We start from the raw sequence: 21101 nt of genomic DNA, 5'->3' as shown, positions 1-21101 counted from the left end.
GCTGACACTATTTCATCCCTAACTGCTGAAATTTACTTAATACAACGCTGACAAACTTAAGTAAAACTTGTTTTCTTTACTCGAATTTGTTGATGTTGATATCGTCGCCAATATTGTTGCAAACGGGGATACCCCAATAACAAAGCAATAACGATAAACATTAATAAATGCACCCACCAAATGCCAACCCAAATAGGAACTTCTCCCCGCTCAACCCATTTTTTAGCAATGGATAGGAAATTGCTATAAATCAACACAATTAAGATACCAAAAAAAATTTTGCTGTATTGTCCTTGACGTGGTGTTGTCCGTGATAAAGGCACAGCAAGGGCGGACAATAATAAAATGGCAAGTGGTAAAGAGAAACGCCATTGTAATTCAGCTTTATCCTCTATTTTTGCAGAATGCCATAATATTGATGTTGGTAACGCGGCGCGGTTTTCTGTTGGTGTTGCTGCATTTAAATGGCGCGGAATACGAATACTGTGTTCTGTGAAATCGACAACGGTGTAACTTAAAGGGTTCTCATGTGGGCTTTCATAACGATGTCCATTTTGTAGGACTAAAAATAATTCTTGGTCTTTTATCGTCTGATAGGCTTGTTTTGCAGTCATAACAATTCGCTTATCAGGTAGATAGGCTTGCGCAAAAATCACTTCGAGATGATTGAGTTCACTCTCTACAGTCTCCACATATAAAACACCTTGCCCTTTTAAGAATTCTTTAAAACGTCCAGCTTCTATGCCACCAATTTCTGCCTCATTGGCGGCTTGCGTGCGTAAACCCATTTCTAATGACTTTGCCCAAGGGGAAATATACAGGGATAAAACCCCTACAAAAAATGCAAATACTGTCGCAAAAAATAAAATCCCATTTAAAGGCACAGGAATTCCACAAGCAGCTAATGCTGTGATTTCACTATCTTTATATAGTCTGCCTAAGGCAAGCAAAATAGATAAAAAAAAGCCTATCGGTAAAATAAGGGTTAAGTCTCCTAAAATTCTAATTCCAAGAAGTTGGAAGATAAATCGAGCGGGAAGCGCGCCAGATGCTGCTTGTAAAAGGTAGCCTATAAAGCGATTACTCACGTAAATGAGTAAGAGTAGGAGAATGAGCGAAAGTAGGGTATATATAATTTCCCGATAGAGATAACGGTTGATAATCAAAAAAATACCTCACGTTGTCTGTAATAAGTTATGTAAAAAATATAATTTTACAACTTTTAGACGAATGTGTAACATATAAACAATATTAGTTTTATTCGGTATAGCGAGTCTAGCGTACAAATTGTGATAATCCTGCTTCATTTGTACGTTTTTATCAATATAACCATAACAGCGGAAAAATAGCATGGAATTTAATATAAAAAGTGGTCATCCAGAGAAACAACGAACCGCGTGTGTTGTTGTTGGTATTTATGAACCACGTCGCTTGTCTGAGGTCGCTAAACAATTAGATGAAGTGAGCGATGGTTATTTATCCTCTATTTTGCGTCGAGGGGACTTAGAGGGAAAAATAGGACAAACTTTATTATTACATAATGTTCCTGGTACATTAGCCGACCGTGTTTTATTAGTGGGTTGTGGACGTGAGCGGGAATTAGGTGATACGCAATATCGTAAAGTCATTTCACACGCAATTAGAACCTTACACGAAACAGGTTCAATGGAAACGGTATGTTATTTAACAGAATTAAATGTGCGTGGTCGGGATACTGCATGGAAAGTGCGTCATGCCATTGAAACTGCCCGTTATGCGTTATATAGCTTTGATCAGCTCAAAAGTAAGAAAAATATCACTCGTCGTCCGTTACGTAAGATTGTATTTAGCGTTGCCTCACGCCGTGAATTAGGCATTGCAGAGCAAGCCCGTCGTGAAGCAGAAGCGATTGCAGGCGGTGTCGAATTAGCAAGAGATTTAGGCAATTTACCCAGCAATGTTTGCACACCCACGCATTTAGTGGAAGAAGCAAAACGCTTATGTAATTTGCATGATCGTTTAACCTGCAAAGTTTTGACAGAAAGTCATATCGAAAAAGCAGGGATGAATGCGTTATTAGCGGTTGCAAAAGGCAGTGAGCAATCCCCCCGTTTTATTATTCTCGAATATAAAGGGAATGAGAAAAAAGACGCTCATCCAACCATTTTAGTTGGGAAAGGGGTCACTTTCGATTCTGGCGGTATTTCGCTGAAAAAAGCGGAACGTATGGATGAGATGAAATACGACATGAGTGGGGCTGGCAGTGTTTTAGGCACGCTCTCTGCGGTGGCTGAATTACAATTACCGATTAATGTTATTGGCTTAATTCCTGCTGTGGAAAATATGCCCAGTGGAAAAGCCACTAAACCAGGGGATATTGTCACGAGTTTGTCAGGGCAAACCGTTGAAATTCTGAATACAGATGCAGAGGGACGGTTAATTCTGTGTGATGCATTGACTTATGCCGAGCGTTTTAAACCCAGTGCCGTAATTGATATTGCTACGTTAACAGGGGCTTGTGTGACGGCACTCGGTGCTCATGCTCATGGGTTAATGAGTAATCATAATCCTTTAACCAACGATTTATTAAATGCAGGTCGGATGGCGTGTGATCGGGCTTGGGAATTACCAATATGGGACGAGTATCAAGAGCAATTAGATAGTCCTTTTGCGGATATGGCAAATATTGGAGGGGCTGAAGCGGGGGCAATTACGGCTGCTTGTTTCCTATCGCGCTTTACAAGAAAGTATCGTTGGGCGCATTTGGATATTGCGGGAACAGCATGGAAACCTATGCCAAAGAAAGAAAAAGGCTCAACAGGTCGTCCTGTGCCTTTATTAACGCAGTATTTAATTGATCGGAGTTGTGATGATGGAATGCCGCCTCCGTTACCCATTCCGATGGATTTAGGTGAGGACGAATAGTTTTTCATAGAAGCGGGGCATCACATAGCCCCGTTTTTTCTGTTTGTGTTGAAATACTATAACTATAGTAAACGCACTATAAAACGATGCGAAGGACTGGCAGTCCTAGATTTAAATCACTTTATGGTACGGTTACTATAATTAAAATTAAGACGGATTTTATAAATTTTAAAGTTCAATATACTGTCATTTCGGAATTAACACAGTGACCGTCTCGCCCTCTGCTGACTCTCCAATCGCCTCATCTTCTGTGCAAGTTGATTTTTATATTATTCACAAGCACGCACCACAGGCTGTAGAACGTTTTATTTGTCGTTTAATTGAAAAAGCGTATCAGCAACACTATCTGGTTTTCATTCAAGCCAATTCCGCAGAACAGGCAAAGCATTTAGATCAATTATTGTGGGTGGTTAATCCTGATAGTTTTATTCCACATGCACTATTATTAACAGGAGATGTAGAAACAACTTGTTTGAATGGTCAGGGAGATTCTATGGCTTTCCCTGTTTTGATTAGTTATGGCAATCAACCGCAAACACCACGTTCTTTATTGGTCAACTTAACAGCGACTGTGCCAGTTTATTTTGATCAGTTTCAGCGTATTGCGGAAGTCGTTACGCCTGATGAGCCTGCACGTGTCGCAGGACGGCAACGCTTCCGTTTCTATCGGGAACAAAAGTTTACTTTAAGTGCCCACGATATTTCTCTGTAAATCGTAGCATATAGGGGTAATACCCTATATCATAATACACAGCGTTTCGTTCTGTCTCAGTCGCATTATGCAAAAAGATAAAATTGTTGTACCTGTTTTGAAAGATGTTGTTGTTGTCGGACGTGAGGTAAAAAATAACTTACCGCCGATTTTAAATGAGGCACAAGTCAAAGCGTTTCAACAACAAATGGAGGATATTATTCAAAGTCGTTTGCAGGTTGCATTACAAAAAGCGGGTAGCAATGCATTGTCAGATATTACAGTGAAAAAAATAACACAAGATGCAATACAGGACATAAAAGCATATTTAGATAAAAAGCTACCGATTTTAATTAAGGCTGTTGCAAAGCAACCCAGTAAGTGATGGTTTAGCTATTGATTTAGCGAATGGCTTGCAAGGTAGGAAACGTAGCGCGATCTGTTGAAGTGTTTATTGGTATGTATTCATATCCAATAAAAACTTTAGTTTACCCTTCTTTGTTCAGGGCTTTAAAACGATTACAGGTATTTTCATGTTTACCTACTTTATTTTTCTACTCATTTTGTTACTCGGTTGTGTGGTTTTTTTTATCATGCAATTACGGGCTTTTTACGAGTTAGAGGATGATACCGAAGATAACCAGAAGCATTTTGATCCAGAAACAACGACCACCTCTGTTGATACATCAGACTCATCGCCTCCGACTGATTCTTCACCGCCTCCCAATAATAAAAAGGACGATGACGACGACGAGCCACCGAGTAATCAATTTCCCAGTTGGGTTTAATTCCCTGCATAAGCCTGACGAACTACATCAGCAATGGTATTAATTCCTTGTTTAACAACAAATTCAGTTTGTGCATAATTAACACGGATGCATTCATGACGGTGTTGCCATTGTGTATCGGCAAGACCTGGAAAGAAGTAGTGTCCTGCAACAACTAATACTCCCCGCTCTTTTAAACGTTCATAAAGCACTTGGCTGGTAATGGGTAAGTCTTTAAACCAAAGCCAGAGGAAAAACGCGCCTTCGGGTTTGTGTACATAAAAGTTAATGCCGTCTAATGCTTCATTTAACCAACACAGTGCGTTATGCATTTTATGTTGGTAAAACGGTTTAATCACTTGTTGACTAAGACGCAGAATTTCTCCTGTATGAATCCATTCTTCGACAAGGTGTGCGCCAATATGGGTTGGTGCAAGACTCATGATGGCATTTAGCGCACTGATAGCTTGAATAATATCTGGATCAGCAATAACAATTCCTGTTCTAACGGCAGGAAGCCCCAATTTTGAGAGGCTTAAACAGAGCACAATATTGTCATTCCAAATTGGTTTTGCTTCTGTAAAGATGATATTTGGGAAAGGTGTGCCATACGCGCCATCAATAATAAGGGGGATGCGATGTTGACGAGCGAGTACATCTAGTTGATGAATTTCTTCATCAGTTAGGACATTACCTGTGGGATTAGTCGGACGAGAGACGCAAATCGCGCCAATTTCTTTTGAAATAGATAACGTATCAAAATTAATACGATATTTAAAAAGAGGGGGTTCTAAAAATTCAAAATTAGGCTTATTTGCCGTAAACATCTCGCTTTCTAGCCCTAAATCGTTATAACCCAAATACTCAGGCGCAAGGGGCAATAGAATTTTTTTACGTGTCCCATCTGCGTAAGTACCCGCAAATAAATTCATGAGATAAAAGAAAGCGGTCTGACTGCCATTTGTAAGCGCAATATTACTTTCATCAACTTGCCAGCCGTATTCTTGCCGTAAAAGCCCCGCTAAGGCTTTATTAAAGTTGGGTAAACCCTGTGGAACGGTGTAATTACCTAATACCCGTTCAAACTCATCCCCTTGATTGAGCACAGCCTCCATACGTTCTCTCAGGCGGAGTTGTACTTGCGGAATTTGGCTAGGATTACCACCACCAAGCATTAACATTTCTCGTCCTTCTGCTTGAGGCGCGCCTAAGTCGCGCATGAGTTGTAAAACACCTGTATGCGCTGTAAATTTTTGACCAAAATTGGAAAATTGCATAATTATTGAGGAATGGTAAGGGATGTCGTAGAACAGTGAGCGTTTAAATTGTTTACTTGGGGAAATGTGCTAAATATTGAACTAATTCCCGTAATGCTTGAGCACGATGACTGAGTTGATTTTTAATATCGGGTGGTAATTCAGCTGCTGTGCATAAATGGGTAGGAACGTAAAAAATTGGGTCATAGCCAAACCCTTGCGACCCACGCGGGCTGAATAATATACGCCCTTCCCATGTGCCCTGACAAATAATAGGCGTGGGGTCTGTCGCATGACGCATATAAACAATGACACATTGATAGCGAGCCGTGCGATAGGCTTCAGGCGTAGTATTAAGTTTTTCTAAGAGTAACTGAAGGTTGCTTTCATCACTCGCCCCTTTACCTGAAAAGCGAGCGGAGTAAATACCAGGTGCACCTTGTAAAGCATCAACCTCTATCCCTGAATCATCTGCAATGGCAGGCAAATTGCTGTGTTGCGCAGCATGGCGAGCTTTTAAAATAGCGTTTTCTACAAAGGTTAACCCTGTTTCGTCTGCTTCGCTGATATTTAGCTCTTTTTGCGGAATCACTGTAAACGGGGAATTCACCAATAAATTGTTAAACTCGCGCACTTTTCCTGCGTTATTACTGGCTAAGACGATAGTTTGCGTCGTCATGCGTGATTGCTCCTCAAGCCTAAGATGATGATGTTTAATACTGAGAAAAATCTGGATAACTTGTTTAATGTAACAGAGCAACTCATAATGATCATGTCTTTCCCAATTTTCATCATCCGTTAATGACACTCATAACTGGTTTATTATTAATTTGTTTAGGGTTAGCTGGGTGGTTGATATTACGCGCCGCTTACTCAGCACATCAAACAGATTGGAAAAATCCCTTTCTTAATATCTTAGATGGGCTAAATCGCCTATTTTGTCGTTACTATCACCACCTACACGCGCCCGTATTAGCCTTGCCGTCTCAAGGGGCGGTGTTAATTGTTGCGAATCACGTTTCTGGTTTAGACCCATTACTGTTATATGCCGTGACTAATCGCCCGTTACGTTTTCTGATTGATGCGCATCAATATCATCGTGTTGGTTTAACATGGTTATTTCGAGCAATAGGTGGTATTCCTGTCGATTATTCGGGACGACCTGAAAAGGCTTTAAAAGTCGCTTTACAAGCATTAGAAGCAGGGGAAGCCGTTGCTATTTTTCCACAAGGGGGATTTGTACTCCCGACACAATTTCCAAGTAAATTAAAGCGTGGCGCGTTTTGGTTAGCACAACATACAAAAACGCCGATTTATCCCGTGCATATCACAGGGGTTAAAGGAATGGGGTACGCAGTGCGAGGGGTTTTTATTCGTAGTCGTGTCCAACTCACCGCTTATCCACCTGTCTATTGCACCAGCGAGGAAGAAATCACAACATGTGCAACAACGGTACAAGCTTTATTTGAAAACCCAGCCATTACAGCGCAGAAAGTAGAGTAAATCACGCATCCAATCCAATCCGCTACGCTTTTCTCAATGACCAATCATAACAACGTTATCATTACGCACTCAAAGGACTGACACATGACACGTATTGCAGTGATACAAATGGTTTCTAGTACGGATGTTAATACTAATCTACAAGAAGCAGCCCGTTTAATTGCAGAAGCTGCCGACCAAGGTGCAGAACTGGTTAGTTTGCCAGAAAACTTTGCACTAATGGGGCTACACGATACTGATAAAGTGGCTATTCGTGAAAAATTTGGCGCGGGGATAATACAAGATTTTTTAGCAACACAAGCGCGTAAATATGGCGTTTGGTTAATTGGTGGCACAATTCCTTTAGAGGCTAGTATCCCTAATAAAGTTCGCGCCAGTTGCTTGGTTATTAACAATCAAGGTCAATGCGTCGCACGCTATGATAAAATACACCTTTTTGATGTGCAGGTCAGTGCGGATGAAAGCTATTGCGAATCAAGAACCATTGAAGCTGGTCAACAAGTATGCATCGTTGATACACCATTTGCACGGATTGGGCTTGCAATTTGTTATGATGTACGCTTTCCCGAACTCTTTCGCTGCCTAGTCGCACAAGGTGCAACCCTAATCAGTCTCCCCTCCGCATTTACCGCAATGACAGGGAAAGCACATTGGGAAACCCTAATCCGTGCGCGTGCAATTGAAAATCTTAGCTATGTACTTGCCCCTAATCAAGGCGGACGACATGCCAATGGGCGCGAAACATATGGCGACAGTTTAATAGTTGATCCATGGGGACATATCCTGTCACGTTTACCGCACGGGGCAGGCGTGGTTTATGCCGATTTAGACCTAAATTATTTACAAACGATACGACGCAATTTCCCAACCTTAGACCATCAAAAAATCGCATGTCAACAATCCTCAATTTAGCGACAGAACAACTGCTACGCCCAAGTGCGTTAAGCCTAACAGATATTAGTCGCGTCCTAGATGAATTAATTAACTATCAAATTGATTATGCTGATTTATACTTTCAAAGTAGTCACAGTGAAACATGGGCACTAGAAGAAGGTATCGTTAAAGAAGGCAGTCATAGTATTGAACAAGGCGTTGGTATTCGTGCTATCAGTGGCGACAAAACAGGCTTTGCTTATTGCGACGATATTATATTACCCACACTCATGGAAGCGGCAAAAACCGCCCGTTGTATTGCCCAACGTGGACAATCAGCCAGCATCCCTATATTGCAACAACAAACGGTTACACCACGTTATGCATCGCTTAACCCTTTAAATAGTCTAACGGCTAGCGAAAAAGTAAATTTACTCAACGAATTAAGCCTTGCTGCACATAGAGAAGATGCCCGCGTCAAACAAGCAATATTAACCCTTAATGGGGCTTATAAAATCATCCTCGTTGCAGCAAGTGATGGCACACTTGCCGCTGATATTCGTCCTTTAGTCCGCCTAAATATCAGTGTCGTCGTTGAAGAAAAAGGACGGCGTGAACTAGGGGCTGCAGGTGGTGGTGGGCGATTTGGCTATGAATATTTCACGACTGATAATCGTGGGCTTTACTATGTTAAAGAAGCGGTACGACGTGCAATTACCAATTTAGATGCGATTGATGCACCCGCTGGCACTATGCCTGTTGTCCTAGGTGCGGGATGGCCGGGTATTTTATTACATGAAGCAATCGGTCATGGTTTAGAAGGCGATTTTAACCGTAAAGGCACTTCCACATTTGCGGGACGTATAGGCGAACAAGTTGCCTCTCCCCTATGCACCATTGTTGATGACGGTACACTTGCAAATCGTCGCGGTTCACTGACCATTGATGATGAAGGGACATCAACACAATGTACAACCTTGATTGAGAATGGTATTTTAAAAGGATACATGCAAGACAAGCAAAACGCTAAATTTGCAGGTGTCAAAAGTACAGGGAATGGGCGACGCGAATCCTACGCATGTTTACCCCTTCCTCGCATGACAAATACTTATCTATTAGCAGGCGAAGATGACCCAAAAGATATTATTGCCTCTGTAGATAAAGGACTCTATGCCGTCCACTTTAATGGGGGGCAAGTCGATATTACTTCAGGTAAATTTGTTTTTACTGCCAGCGAAGCCTACCTGATTGAACATGGCAAAATTACACAACCTGTCAAAGGTGCAACCTTGATTGGAAACGGTGCTGATGTCTTGACACAAGTCAGTCGGGTTGGTAATGATTTAAAACTAGATGATGGGGTCGGTGTCTGTGGTAAGGAAGGACAAAGTATCCCCGTTGGTGTAGGACAACCTACCTTGCGCGTTGATCGTCTTACGGTAGGGGGGACAAAAACGTGACCGCTTTTTTGCTCTGTTAACGCAAGATATATATACAAACGACTGTTTATATAACTACTTATTTATTTATCGTTCAACCTAACTTACAGAGAATACGATTGTGTCTTCACTCGATCAAGCCAAAGCTGAAGCGCAAAAACTAATCAAGCGTTACAACAAATTACAAGCAGAAGTCAAAACAGCAGACTCCTCTGCTGAAGCTGCACGTAAAGCGAAAGAGGCGCAGAAGTTAGTCTCGCAAATCAGTGCGATGCAAGCCGCAATTGCCAAATTGCAAGAAAAGGACAAAGTCGCTGAAGCAACGATTAAAGCTGTTTCACCTGTATCAACGGAGACAGCAACCTCACTCGCAACAAGCACATCTCCTTTATCGCCTGCTGACCAATTGCGACGCGCAGAAGCAGAAAAAACATTATTAGAAGCACGGATTGCACGGATTGAAACCGCACAACAAAAAACCCGTGCACAAATCGATCAACTTTCTCGTGCAAAAGCTGAACTTGCAAAACTAAAAGCTGAAGCTGAGAAAAATAAAGATAAACGGCATAATGACGAAAAATTACAACAAGAACTTTCTCGCCTGATAGAAAAGAAAGAGGAAGAACAACGACGTTTGCAAGAAGAAGTTGAAACTATTCGTCAACAATCCGTTAAAGAAGCAGAAATGCTCCGTGTTCAACGTGATACTGCACGAGCATTAATGGAAAAACAAAAAGAAATTGAAAAAGAGAAAATTCGAATTGCTTTTCGTCCTAAAAGTGGCTTAGTAGGAGTATTACTAGGATTTTTAGCCGTGATGTTCCTTTTTGTTGGACTGATTGCGGTTATCTTCCTAACCCCTTTATTAGATAAAGTGCCTTTTGTCGCCAGCTTAAAGACTACGCCCTCCACGACGACAACAACTGTTGAAACGCCAGCTGAAAGTACCGAAAAAAATCAACAACCAACAGAAAAAACAGTAAACACAAATACTGAAATTCAACCCGTTAATATTAATGCTATTACTATCGTTCGAGATCGATTAAAAAGTGGTGGAACAGGGCCTGTAATGCTTTCCTTACCAGGTGGTTCTTTTCTCATGGGCAGTCCTGACTCCTCCGTCAATCGTGAAGAACGTCCACAACATAAAGTAACCTTACAACCCTTTGCAATCAGTCGGACAGAAATTACTTTTGCAGACTACAGCCTGTTCACCGCAGCCACTAATCGCCCAGTCCCTAACGATAACCAATGGGGGCGTGAAACACGACCCGTTATTTTTGTGTCCTATGAAGATGCAGAAGCTTACGCAAACTGGTTGACAGAACAAACAGGGTATCAATACCGTGTGCCCAGTGAACGTGAGTGGGAATTCGCCGCCCGTGCAAACGTGAATCAATACGATTTTTGGTGGGGGTATGATCTCAGCCGTGGCAGTGGTAGTGCCAATTGTGGCGGATGTGGCAGCCAATGGGATAATAAACAAACAGCTCCAGTTGCGTCATTTAGACCTAACCCATTCGGTTTATACGATACAGTTGGCAATGTTGCAGAATGGACAAGAACTTGTTTTCGCGGTAGTTATTCGGGGTCGCCCGAAATAGGGCAAAACTGGGAAGGAGGCGATTGTAGCCGTCGGATGGTACGGGGTGGCTCATTCAAACAGTATGAAGCTGATCTTCGTGTGACAAGACGACAAAACTTTAGTTTCCGCACAAAAATGGATTCTATTGGCTTCCGCGTTGTGCGTATAGAATAAACTGCGCGTTAATAGCAACCATATTAAAGAAAACCTGTTCAAAAATTTGAACAGGTTTTTTTATGACTATATAACCTGAATTTGACAATTTTTATAAAAAAACAGAGACCTGCTAAGTTTTCAAAACTTAGCAGGTCTCTGTTTTACTTTATAAAACTCGCCGAACTCAGGTTAATAATTAATTAGCTAATTGTTTTGTAAAAAAACGTAGTAATACATAGCCCATAACCGCAGATAATAATGAGCCTACAATAACGCCAATTTTCACCTGATTGGCATAGTCACCTTCTAAACCAAAAGCTAAACCGCCAATAAATAAACTCATGGTGAAACCAATCCCGCACAAAATCGCAACGCCATACAATTGCAACCAAGAAGCCTGTTCAGGCAATTTCGCAATATTATATTTCACCGCTAACCAAGTGAAACCAAACACACCCAATTGTTTACCCAAGAATAAACCCAGCATGATGCCTAACGGAACAGTACCGAGCAGGGTGGAGAAAGAAACCCCCGCAAAAGAAACCCCTGCGTTAGCAAAGGCAAAAATCGGCATAATGGCAAACGCTACCCAAGGATGTAAGGTGTGCTCTAAATCCTCTAATAATGAATGGTTTTGATTCCCTTTTGTTTTCAAAGGAATAAAAATAGCTAATATAACCCCTGCCAAGGTTGCATGAACGCCAGATTTAAGCACGCAGACCCATAAAATAACCCCAACCACTAAATAAGGAGCAAAACGGGTGACGTGAAATATATTTAACAGGGCTAAGACAACAACCGCGCCTAACGCATAATATAACGGTGTCCATGCAAAGCTATCTCCTGAATAAAAAGCAGCAATAATAATAATTGCACCCATATCATCAATAATCGCTAAGGCTAATAAAAAAATTCTTAACGAATCAGGGACAATCCCTTTTAATAACACTAAAACACCTAGCGAAAAAGCAATGTCAGTCGCCGCAGGAATTGCCCAACCTTGTAAGGTTTCACCATTTCCCCAATTAATCATTATATAAATTACAGCAGGAACAAGCATTCCGCCAATCGCCGCTAATAACGGTAAAATTGCTTGTTGAATAGAAGCTAATTGCCCTTCTAGTAATTCACGTTTTAGCTCTAAACCAACTAAAAAGAAAAATACTGCCATTAACCCATCGTTAATCCACAATAAAACATATTTATCAAGATGGATTTCTGCAATACGCAAGCCTAACGGCATATGCAAAAATCCTTGATAAATATCAGTTAATACAGGCGTATTATTCATAATCAGGGCTAATACAGCCGCGCCTAATAATAAAATACTACTCGCTGATTCTAGTTTAAAAAACTCCTGTAGCGTGTCATGTAAGCGATTGATTGCCATTGGTACTCCTTCAAATAATAAAGTTTTATTACAAAAAAATTGAAAGTTATTTACAAAAAAGGTTGAGTAAACAATACCTTTTTAAAGGGGGAGTCGCAAATTTTTATCATTTTATAGTTAATTATCATTGTATTAAAAAATTTTACTCTCGCAAAAGATTCTTTTTTTAGTATTTTTATAGAAATGCTGATTTTTCAACTAAGGATGTTTATATATTTCTTTTGATTTTATTTAAAAACATTTAATTAAAAATTAAATCCTTGTATAAGCATCCTCTTGTATTGCTTATTAGACAGCTTTTTATGACATTATTTTAATCATTAAACAGGCTTCATTCACGCACGGTGTATGGACAAAGCCTGTAAGAATGTAGGTTTAATCAAGAAGTTTGCTAATCAAACAGGTTTATCCCAATACACCGCTTTTTCAGGTAATATCCAACGAATTCCTCCGCGAGGCTCGGCAACATCTCCTTGATAACGTGGAATTAAATGAATATGTAAATGCGGGACTGTTTGCCCAGCGACAGCCCCATCATTAATACCGATATTGTATCCATCTGGTTGATATTGAACTTGTAATTCTGCTTTGACTTGGGTTAAGACTTGTAAGAAAGCCTGCTGTTCTGCGGTCGTTGCTTCAAACCATGATGCATAGTGACGACGCGGAATAATTAAACTGTGCCCTCGTGAAACGGGGAATTTATCCCGAATGGCGAAGACTAATTCATCACAATAGACAAGTTGTTGTGTAGAATGAGTTGCTAGCTGGCAAAAAGGACATGATGTGACCAACATAAAATAGCCCTCCTAAGATTAATGGTGCACACTCACCACTTAGCGCATGGCATCAAGTGGCGACATCGTTAACACAGGCAATTTTCACGCTAACGCGCTAAACCCTTACTGTTAAATCAATTATGGCGACATTAGATACAACTTCTTCCCTAATGCTCAACCCCTTTAAGACTGCCAAATATTTTGCAACACCAGAATTAACACAACGGCTTAATCTTATTGTGCATTTACTGCAAAACAGTGAGCAACTTTTGTTAATTCTGGCAGAAGAGGGATGTGGTAAAACAACATTGCTACAGCAACTCACAGAAAGGATTCAGGAAAACTGGATTGTTTATACTCCCAATAGTAGCCCAGCATTAGCACCCGATACGTTGGCAAGTTCGCTATTACAAACCATGTTTGGTGTTGCTCGTCAAGAAGGGAAAAATTTACACACGTTGCAGGAACTCTTGCGCACACAAATCGCTACCGCTCGCTATAACGGACAATTACCCATTTTGATGGTGGACGATGCGCATAAGTTACCGCTTAAAACCTTACAACTGATTATTGAACTTGCAATGACAGGCGACCCGCAAACACATTTACGGGTGTTATTAATTTGTGAGCCACAAATCACCAGTATTTTAGCCGCGCCTGAGTTTGAAATTGTTCACAATACATTAATTCATACGCTAGATATTCCCCCGCTCTCGATTGAGCAAATGTTTTACTATATCGATACCTATTTAGCAGATACGCCTTATCAGGGACAAACGCAAAAATTATTTCCTGCGGAAGTGATTCGTAAAATTTTCCACTTATCCGAAGGCATCGCGGGTGAAATTAATTTACTCGCCGAACAAATCTTACAAACCGCACAAACGCAAGCCGTTTTAGCCAAGCAAAAAAATAGTATTATTCAGCAACATAAATTGTTATGGGGCACACTTATTGTTGCAATATTATCGGGTATTGGGCTGTTTTTATGGCATGAACACCCTGAATTGTTTCTAGGAACAGACCCTATGTTACAGGTTGCTAACCCAAGACCTATCAATCCACCTAGTACCCGCCCGCCTACAATTTCAACAATTTTTACCACTGACCCCATTGCCCGCCAATTAGTTCCACAGGTCGCGCCTGATGAACCCGCGTTAAAAGCCCAAGCGCATTCTGCCTTGACACCGTTATTATTAACCGCTCATTCAGCAGAATCTACAACGACAAAAACGGCAGAAGCTTCAACATCACCTACGCATTCACTGCTTGAAACAACTGTATCAACTGTGGATAAAACGATAAAAACAGCATCAACAAATGATGACTTGCTTAAATCTATTGAGTGGTTAAACGCACAAAATCCGAATGCTTACACCCTGCAAATTCTTGGTGCACATGATTACAACACGCTACAACCTTTTTTACAGACGTATCAGTTAAGCGATATTGCTATTTTTAAAACCCATTATCGGGAAAAAGACTGGTATATCGTCACCATGGGGATTTACGCCTCACGCAAATCAGCTGAACAAGCACTTGCAACACTGCCCGCTAGTTTGAAACAGCAAACCCAGCCTTGGATTCGCACACTTGCCAGCATTCAAAATCGAGTTGAATAAGCTGTGTTTAGCGTTAACCCTGTTCTGACAAACAAAGACCTGCTAGATTTTGAAAACCTAACAGGTCTGTTGAAACACGCGAAAAGAACTAGCAATCCTGAATCGTGTCACTCTCTCATTAAACGTTAAACTTTTTCCTCGACAGGGTCATCGATTTCCATGCCACGGAAAATACTACAGCGTTTAAAAATTTCTAATGTGGGCGAAACTGATTTATGATGACAGTATTTAGCAACTAACTTTGCTAACCCTTTAATATCACGTCCGCTGGCTTGTGGGAAAATTTCTGCCAGCATATCGATTAAGGTCGGTTCTAATTTAAGCCCGAACTGTTCCGCCATCACACACCAAATTTTGCGGCGGTCGTCCAACTGTGGCGGATAATAGCGAATCATCGCAATACAACGGGAAATAATCGCTTCATCAATATCATTCACGCGGTTTGTAGTGAGAAATAATAAGCCGTTAAAGTATTCCAAAACCCGTAAAAACACCCCAACGACAGCATTTGCCGCAATATTATCATTACGACGTTTGATATAAACATCAGCCTCATCAATCAGCATTACCGCGCCCCAACGTTGCGCCCGCATTAAGGTATTTTTTAACGCTGTTTCCATTTCTGCGACGTTTAACCCTAATTGTCCAGAATGCACCCGATATAAAGGACGTTTAATAATTTCTGAATAGACTTCTGCTGTTAATGTTTTCCCAACCCCCGCAGGACCTGCACATAACACCGTTGTCCCACCTGATTTACCTTCGATAATGTCATCCATTAACAAATCCATTTCGGCGGTTAAAATGTCGATTAAATCTGTTTGCTCAGGGGGTAAGATTAATTTATCTTTTAAATCAGGTTGATAAACATAAGGTTTCATATCATCCACATGCACCCAAACATGATGATGCAATTCTAGGTGAAACATGAGGATATAACCGTGTACGGGTAATTCGGTGAATAAATCAGGTGGGATTTTATCTTGTAATTTTTCGACAATCGCTTCTACTTTCGGATTGTAATTCGCGCTCCGCCCAGCTTTACGTAAATATTTCGCAAAAATATCGCCAGAACTATCAAGGGTTAATTCCCGCTCTTTCAGAATTTCTTCATCATTCACAACACGCGCCCAACCGCCCCCCGAAGATAAAACAATATTACTTTTACGTGTCCAGTCGGTACTACGATGAGAGGCTGTCGGGTCTTCGGTAAAAATGCCGATACCTCGCGCTGAAAATTGTCGGCTGTAATCAGAACGCCATTTAAAATACATTTCGCTAGAGGCATCATAAGCAGCGATTAAATCAGGAGTTTCCTTTAAATAACCACTGGCGGCAAAAATTTCTGCAATGGTTTTGCCGATAATGTCGCGCTCACGGATAATCATGGAAAGCGTAACGATTTTTGTCAGGCTATTGGCTTTTAAGTCTAATAAAATGCGTCCACTTTCTTCTTCTGCGGGCGGACTAAAATCAAGACGCACAATGAGATAAGGCAATGGCTTGCCAGCAGAATTAGCTTTAAACACCCAGCCACGAATAGCATCTTTTAATAAAAATTCTGCAATGGCGGGCAATAATTCCTCTAATTGTCCCTCCTCGAACCGTCTGCCACCGTCCATTAATGCTTGTCGTAAGGTCGCAATTTGTGCTGCTTGCCCGCTCATTTTTTCGCCAGTAGCGACATATAAACTATGCAAATGTCCTAAATGTTCTGTTGAAAGATGATGAAAAGGCAGTTCGGCTTTATTGCCAAATTTAAGCTGTTCGGCGAGGCTGTGCAGTTCGGGGAACTTTGTCACCATAGCCTCTACATAGGTTCGTTCGATGAGAAGTTTCATGCTATTGGCTAACTCACTGTGCAATAAATTGGAAAATGTGGCACTGCAAAGTATAAGCCATTCATTATTTGGTTTTATTTTTAACGATTTATATGATAATTCCTTATGAAAAATCTGGTTTATGACACCATTTTGAAGCTGAATCACTGTTTTTGCCTCTTAAAGAGGCGTGAAGCGAAAGCTGTATTAACTTGAGTTCGGCGGGTTTCCTTTAAAAAGATAAAAGATTGTCTGAATCAGAATTCACAGAATTTTCAGAATTAGCAAAATGCGAGTACGGCGAGTTTCTTTTAAAAAGACAATAGCTTGTTTGAATCAGAATTTTCAGAATTAAAAAGACAAGAAAATTAAAAGAATAAAAAATTATGTTTTTAATTGTTTTTAATTCTGCTAATTCTGAAAATTCTGTGAATTCTGATTCAGACAAAAAAAGACCTGCTAGATTTTCAAAACCTAGCAGGTCTCTGTTTTATTTTATAAAACTCGCCGAACTCAAGTTATTCCTACTTTTCCTTTAGGTACAACTTTTTATTTCTTCCATTCCGCTTTTATCATTAATCCTCTGTTTTATATCTATTATCTCGCCGTACTCGCGTTGTATTAGTTTGTAGCGTAATTAGCAGGATTGAAAAGCGTCATTCCCCTGACTTTTTGGTTTGCGGGTTTTAAATCCTGCTAATCCTGAAAATCCTGATTCAGACAATGTTTTAGTTTTAGGATTAAAAATAAGAGCCAATCCCATATCGTTCAAAATTTTCTAACATTGCGCGGGCTTTATGAGCACTGAGTGTGAACTGATAAGTTTCTGCTAGCTCAATGAACTGCGTTAAGATTGTTCCAATACGATTATCTCCCCCACGTACTTTCGGCAAAATTTTCTGCATAATCTGTTCGTCTAATGCGTCTTCCCACGTGACGGCTAATTGTTCCGCAGCAGTGACATAGGCGTTAATTTCTGCAATCACGCGAAAGGCAAACGGGGCAATCGGGTGTAAACAGTCCCAAACAGCTAATAAAGGCGTTTGATAAGCGGTATTTTCTAACTGTCGTGCTAATGTTTCTCTTTCTATTGTCAACTCAATCAATTGGGCGCGGTCGTAAACCTTATCGGCAAAACCGTGCGTCGTTTCGTCAATATTCACTGTACCGATAAAGTATAAATTTGGGGGTAACAAGACTTTTTCGCTGGGGGCTAACTCTATCATTGCCTCGCCTTGTCGTGCTCGAATTTCTAAGGCAGATAAAAACCGCGCAAAATAATATTCGATACGGGCTAAATTCATTTCATCCAAAATTAAATGATACGGTTGGGCAAACTCGCCGTATTGTGTGTAAATTTCTCCTGCTTCCCGTAAAAATTGACTAAAGGGTGTATCTTGATATTTATTCACTAATGGATTGATATAGCCTAATAAATCCTCGTTACTTGTCCAATTCGGCGCAACAGGTACTAATAAAGTTTTTGCTTGTACCGCTTCGCCATAAGTTTCTGCCAGCCATGTTTTACCCGTTCCGCTTAACCCTGAGAGAATGACAAAACCGCGTGTTTGTAGTGCGAGATGATATCGGCGGAGTGTGCGCGATTGAATGACAAGCTGTTTTTGTTGAATAAAGGCTTGAATCTCGGTAAAACTAGGCGGTGTATAACTAAGGCTTGGTTGTAGGAGAACTTGCCATGTGTTTGATGTTGCATCGTCCATCATCATTGCCTCGTCAGCTAAGTTAAGATATTGGACATGAAGGTATAAAAACCAGTCTAGCTCAATAAAATCTGTTGCATTTAAGCGATTCTTTAATTTTAAAATTTCTTCTTGAAAAGCGGTTAAATTCGCAACGGGGCAACCTAATTCTTCTAAAACCCGTTTTGCAGAGGAGCGATAGATTGCAAAGTGTTGCGGATGGAAGAGCATTACTAAGCCCGTTGCAATCATATCGCCAAAGCCAACCAGTTTTTTAATGGCGTGGGCTTTTTCTAATGGTGATAGTGTTGTGTTGTTTAAAAGGGTTAATGCGTGTTGAATATTCTGTTGTTTTTGTGCTTCATCTTTTAATTGTGGGGCAAAAACAGGGTTGCTAGAACTTGCTCCCCAAATGTGTTGCCCATGCAAGACCAATTCGCCTGTTTCTAATCCTTGTTCAAAGGATTGAATTTCATTAATTGTTAATGGCGTTTCATTAAAAAAAATTCGTCCTTTTACGTCTTCTCCGAATAAGGTAGCTGTACTTTCAAATTGCCAGACTTCTTGTTCAAACATTTGTACAGAAATGCTTGCAGGATTGGCTAATAAATCACGTAATCGTTGGGCTTGATGTTGACGGACTTTCACGCGAAAGCGTTCTAATGGGTCAGCTTTAAACTGTTGAAAGATAGTTTCTAAACTGGGTAATTTAGTATTATCTGTTGATAATTTTTTATTTTCTTTACGTTTTTTTGCATCTTCTCTGCGCCATTTTCGCCATAATTGCAAGGCTTCTTCATTGCTTAGGGTGAGTTTTTGCCCTTTTTCGGTCAATTGCCACACACCGCGCATTTTTGTTTCTAAAAACTTTTCTTTTTTTAAATAATGGCGTATCCAATTTAGGTGTAAATCGAGTCTATCATGGTCTTTTTTGCTTAAACTTTCGGCTGGCATATTGATTAAAGATAATAGGTTAGTTTTTATTTCTTTAGACTGGAGACTTCCGCCAGAGGTTTGGAACGCGGTTAAAACGAGAATGATATAGTCGGGATATTTGTATTTTTTTGTCATTATGAATGAATCACAGTTTTATCTTAATGATTTTTATTTGATTATATGTCAATAATAACCTATAACAATAATTATCTATTGACATAACTTTTTTATATGACCCTGATAAATTATATTATCCACAAGTCAGATATTATCGACTAATATTGAACAGCATTTGTCTTTGCTTGAGCAAAGCCTTATTTATTTTTATAACAGACTGTTTTTAATGACCACATCATCAAGGGGATAACGTATGGCACATATTGTCATTCTGGGAGCTGGTATTGGTGGATTACCCGCCGCATTGGAGTTAAAAACTGCTTTGGGAAATGGTCACGAGGTAACGGTTATTAACTCAGCTGATCATTTTCATTTTATTCCATCGAATCCATGGATTGCAGTGGGTTGGCGGAAACGGGAAGAGGTCAGCTTTGCATTAGAGCCTGTTTTAAAACGGAAAAATATTAATTTTATTGCGCAAACCGTGACCAAAATCGATGCGCAACAAAGTCAAATCACTTTATCTAATCAGCAAACTTTAAATTATGATTATTTAGTCATCGCAACAGGGCCTAAGTTATCTTTTGATGAGGTAGCAGGTTTAGGGCCTGTGAATGGTTTTACGCATTCTATTTGTAGCTTAGACCATGCTGAGAAAGCCTATGAAGGTTATTTGAAGTTGTTAGAAAATCCCGGCCCTGTGGTGGTGGGTGCGGTGCAAGGCGCGAGTTGTTATGGGCCTGCGTATGAGTTCGCCATGATACTGCATTCTGCATTAAGCAAGGCGAAGCGTCGGAAAGATATTCCGATGACGTATATCACGGCTGAACCTTATATCGGTCATATGGGCTTAGGCGGTGTCGGTGATTCTAAAGGAATGCTTGAGTCTGAATTGCGGGAACGGCATATTAAGTGGATTACGAATGCAAAAGTCAACAAAGTTGAGCAGGATAAGATGTTTGTTGATGAGCATAATGAAAAAGGTGAAGTGGTTAAACAGCATGAAGTGCCGTTTAATTATTCAATGATGTTGCCCGCGTTTAAAGGGGTTGACCCTGTTGCCGCTGTTGAGAACTTATGTAATCCACGTGGTTTTGTCATTGTGGATGATTATCAACGCAGTAAAGCCTATAAGAATATTTATTCTGTGGGGGTATGTATTGCGATTCCGCCTGTTGAAGCAACCCCAATTGCGGTGGGCGCGCCAAAAACAGGGTATATGATTGAATCGATGGTCAGCGCGACAGTTGGTAATATCGTCAATGAGTTGACAGGTAAACAGCCTGATAAAGTGGCGACATGGAACGCGATTTGTTTGGCAGATTTAGGCGATACAGGCGTGGCTTTTGTGGCAATTCCGCAAATTCCGCCCCGTAATGTGACGTGGTCGAAAAAAGGTAAGTGGGTGCATTTGGCAAAAATCGGTTTTGAAAAGTATTTCTTGCACAAGATGAAAAAAGGCGTTTCTGAGCCTACGTTTGAAAAATATATTTTAAAGGCGTTAGGGATTGAACGTTTAGAATAATGGGTTCGCTAAGACCTGTCGGATTTTTAGGCTATTTT

17 protein-coding genes are annotated in these 21101 nt (G+C 40.5%); 10 read left to right on the top strand and 7 right to left on the bottom strand.

Annotation, left to right across the window (positions count from 1 at the left end; all coding sequences use genetic code 11):
* Positions 1-56: 56 nt before the first annotated feature.
* Positions 57-1166: an LPS export ABC transporter permease LptF gene (lptF, locus tag BEGALDRAFT_RS13375; RefSeq protein ID WP_002690825.1), complete on the bottom strand. Its 1110-nt coding sequence runs from the start codon at positions 1164-1166 to the stop codon at positions 57-59.
* A 184-nt stretch (positions 1167-1350) separates the two neighbouring features.
* On the opposite strand from lptF, the gene BEGALDRAFT_RS13370 reads away from it, so the two are divergent.
* The 4 genes from BEGALDRAFT_RS13370 (at position 1351) to BEGALDRAFT_RS13355 (ending at position 4383) form a co-directional block, all read left to right on the top strand.
* On the top strand, positions 1351-2904 hold the full coding sequence (locus tag BEGALDRAFT_RS13370) for a leucyl aminopeptidase (protein WP_002690823.1): 1554 nt from the start codon (positions 1351-1353) through the stop codon (positions 2902-2904).
* A 205-nt stretch (positions 2905-3109) separates the two neighbouring features.
* The gene (locus BEGALDRAFT_RS13365; protein ID WP_002690821.1) at positions 3110-3616 is read left to right on the top strand and encodes a DNA polymerase III subunit chi; all 507 of its coding nucleotides are present in this window, start codon (positions 3110-3112) and stop codon (positions 3614-3616) included.
* A 67-nt stretch (positions 3617-3683) separates the two neighbouring features.
* Positions 3684-3980: a hypothetical protein gene (locus BEGALDRAFT_RS13360; RefSeq protein ID WP_002690819.1), complete on the top strand. Its 297-nt coding sequence runs from the start codon at positions 3684-3686 to the stop codon at positions 3978-3980.
* Positions 3981-4128: 148 nt separating this feature from the next.
* Entirely contained in the window at positions 4129-4383 is a 255-nt protein-coding gene (locus tag BEGALDRAFT_RS13355) for a hypothetical protein (RefSeq protein WP_002690817.1), read from the top strand.
* On the opposite strand, the gene BEGALDRAFT_RS13350 is transcribed toward BEGALDRAFT_RS13355, so the two are convergent.
* The gene (locus BEGALDRAFT_RS13350; protein ID WP_002690815.1) at positions 4380-5639 is read right to left on the bottom strand and encodes a valine--pyruvate transaminase; all 1260 of its coding nucleotides are present in this window, start codon (positions 5637-5639) and stop codon (positions 4380-4382) included. The genes BEGALDRAFT_RS13355 and BEGALDRAFT_RS13350 overlap by 4 nt on opposite strands.
* A 52-nt stretch (positions 5640-5691) precedes the next feature.
* A complete protein-coding gene (rdgB, locus tag BEGALDRAFT_RS13345) occupies positions 5692-6297 on the bottom strand; it encodes an RdgB/HAM1 family non-canonical purine NTP pyrophosphatase (RefSeq protein WP_002690813.1) in 606 nt (201 codons plus the stop codon).
* Between the two features lie 122 nt (positions 6298-6419).
* On the opposite strand from rdgB, the gene BEGALDRAFT_RS13340 reads away from it, so the two are divergent.
* The 4 genes from BEGALDRAFT_RS13340 to BEGALDRAFT_RS18395 all read left to right on the top strand — a co-directional run bounded on the left by BEGALDRAFT_RS13340 (position 6420) and on the right by BEGALDRAFT_RS18395 (position 11192).
* Complete coding sequence (locus tag BEGALDRAFT_RS13340) at positions 6420-7121, top strand: lysophospholipid acyltransferase family protein (RefSeq protein ID WP_002690811.1); 702 nt, start codon at positions 6420-6422, stop codon at positions 7119-7121.
* A gap of 84 nt (positions 7122-7205) precedes the next feature.
* Positions 7206-8033, top strand: coding sequence for a carbon-nitrogen hydrolase family protein (locus tag BEGALDRAFT_RS13335; RefSeq protein ID WP_002690810.1), 828 nt, complete (start codon positions 7206-7208; stop codon positions 8031-8033).
* Positions 8012-9454 carry a metalloprotease TldD gene (gene tldD, locus BEGALDRAFT_RS13330; RefSeq protein ID WP_002690806.1) on the top strand — a complete coding sequence of 481 codons (1443 nt, stop codon included), beginning with the start codon at positions 8012-8014 and terminating at the stop codon, positions 9452-9454. The genes BEGALDRAFT_RS13335 and tldD overlap by 22 nt, the downstream gene beginning before the upstream one ends.
* Before the next feature lie 100 nt (positions 9455-9554).
* Positions 9555-11192 carry a formylglycine-generating enzyme family protein gene (locus tag BEGALDRAFT_RS18395; RefSeq protein ID WP_002690804.1) on the top strand — a complete coding sequence of 546 codons (1638 nt, stop codon included), beginning with the start codon at positions 9555-9557 and terminating at the stop codon, positions 11190-11192.
* 178 nt (positions 11193-11370) lie between these two features.
* Here the strand turns inward: BEGALDRAFT_RS18395 and nhaA are convergent, their stop codons facing one another.
* Positions 11371-12564, bottom strand: coding sequence for a Na+/H+ antiporter NhaA (gene nhaA, locus BEGALDRAFT_RS13320; RefSeq protein ID WP_002690803.1), 1194 nt, complete (start codon positions 12562-12564; stop codon positions 11371-11373).
* Positions 12565-12959: 395 nt separating this feature from the next.
* A complete protein-coding gene (locus tag BEGALDRAFT_RS13315; RefSeq protein WP_002690802.1) occupies positions 12960-13361 on the bottom strand; it encodes an HIT family protein in 402 nt (133 codons plus the stop codon).
* A 122-nt stretch (positions 13362-13483) separates the two neighbouring features.
* On the opposite strand from BEGALDRAFT_RS13315, the gene BEGALDRAFT_RS13310 reads away from it, so the two are divergent.
* Positions 13484-14965: an SPOR domain-containing protein gene (locus tag BEGALDRAFT_RS13310; protein ID WP_002690800.1), complete on the top strand. Its 1482-nt coding sequence runs from the start codon at positions 13484-13486 to the stop codon at positions 14963-14965.
* A 125-nt stretch (positions 14966-15090) separates the two neighbouring features.
* On the opposite strand, the gene BEGALDRAFT_RS13305 is transcribed toward BEGALDRAFT_RS13310, so the two are convergent.
* Both BEGALDRAFT_RS13305 and BEGALDRAFT_RS18390 read right to left on the bottom strand, forming a co-directional pair.
* The gene (locus BEGALDRAFT_RS13305) at positions 15091-16806 is read right to left on the bottom strand and encodes an AAA family ATPase (protein ID WP_040294973.1); all 1716 of its coding nucleotides are present in this window, start codon (positions 16804-16806) and stop codon (positions 15091-15093) included.
* Positions 16807-17525: 719 nt separating this feature from the next.
* Positions 17526-19556 carry a winged helix-turn-helix domain-containing protein gene (locus BEGALDRAFT_RS18390; RefSeq protein ID WP_002690796.1) on the bottom strand — a complete coding sequence of 677 codons (2031 nt, stop codon included), beginning with the start codon at positions 19554-19556 and terminating at the stop codon, positions 17526-17528.
* Between the two features lie 235 nt (positions 19557-19791).
* On the opposite strand from BEGALDRAFT_RS18390, the gene BEGALDRAFT_RS13295 reads away from it, so the two are divergent.
* Positions 19792-21063: an NAD(P)/FAD-dependent oxidoreductase gene (locus tag BEGALDRAFT_RS13295; RefSeq protein WP_002690795.1), complete on the top strand. Its 1272-nt coding sequence runs from the start codon at positions 19792-19794 to the stop codon at positions 21061-21063.
* Positions 21064-21101 lie beyond the last annotated feature (38 nt).

The sequence above is a fragment of the Beggiatoa alba B18LD genome (assembly GCF_000245015.1).
Classification (GTDB): Bacteria; Pseudomonadota; Gammaproteobacteria; order Beggiatoales; family Beggiatoaceae; genus Beggiatoa; species Beggiatoa alba.
The sequence above is the reverse complement of the archived record's forward strand: the minus strand, read 5'-3'. Positions and strand labels throughout refer to the sequence as shown.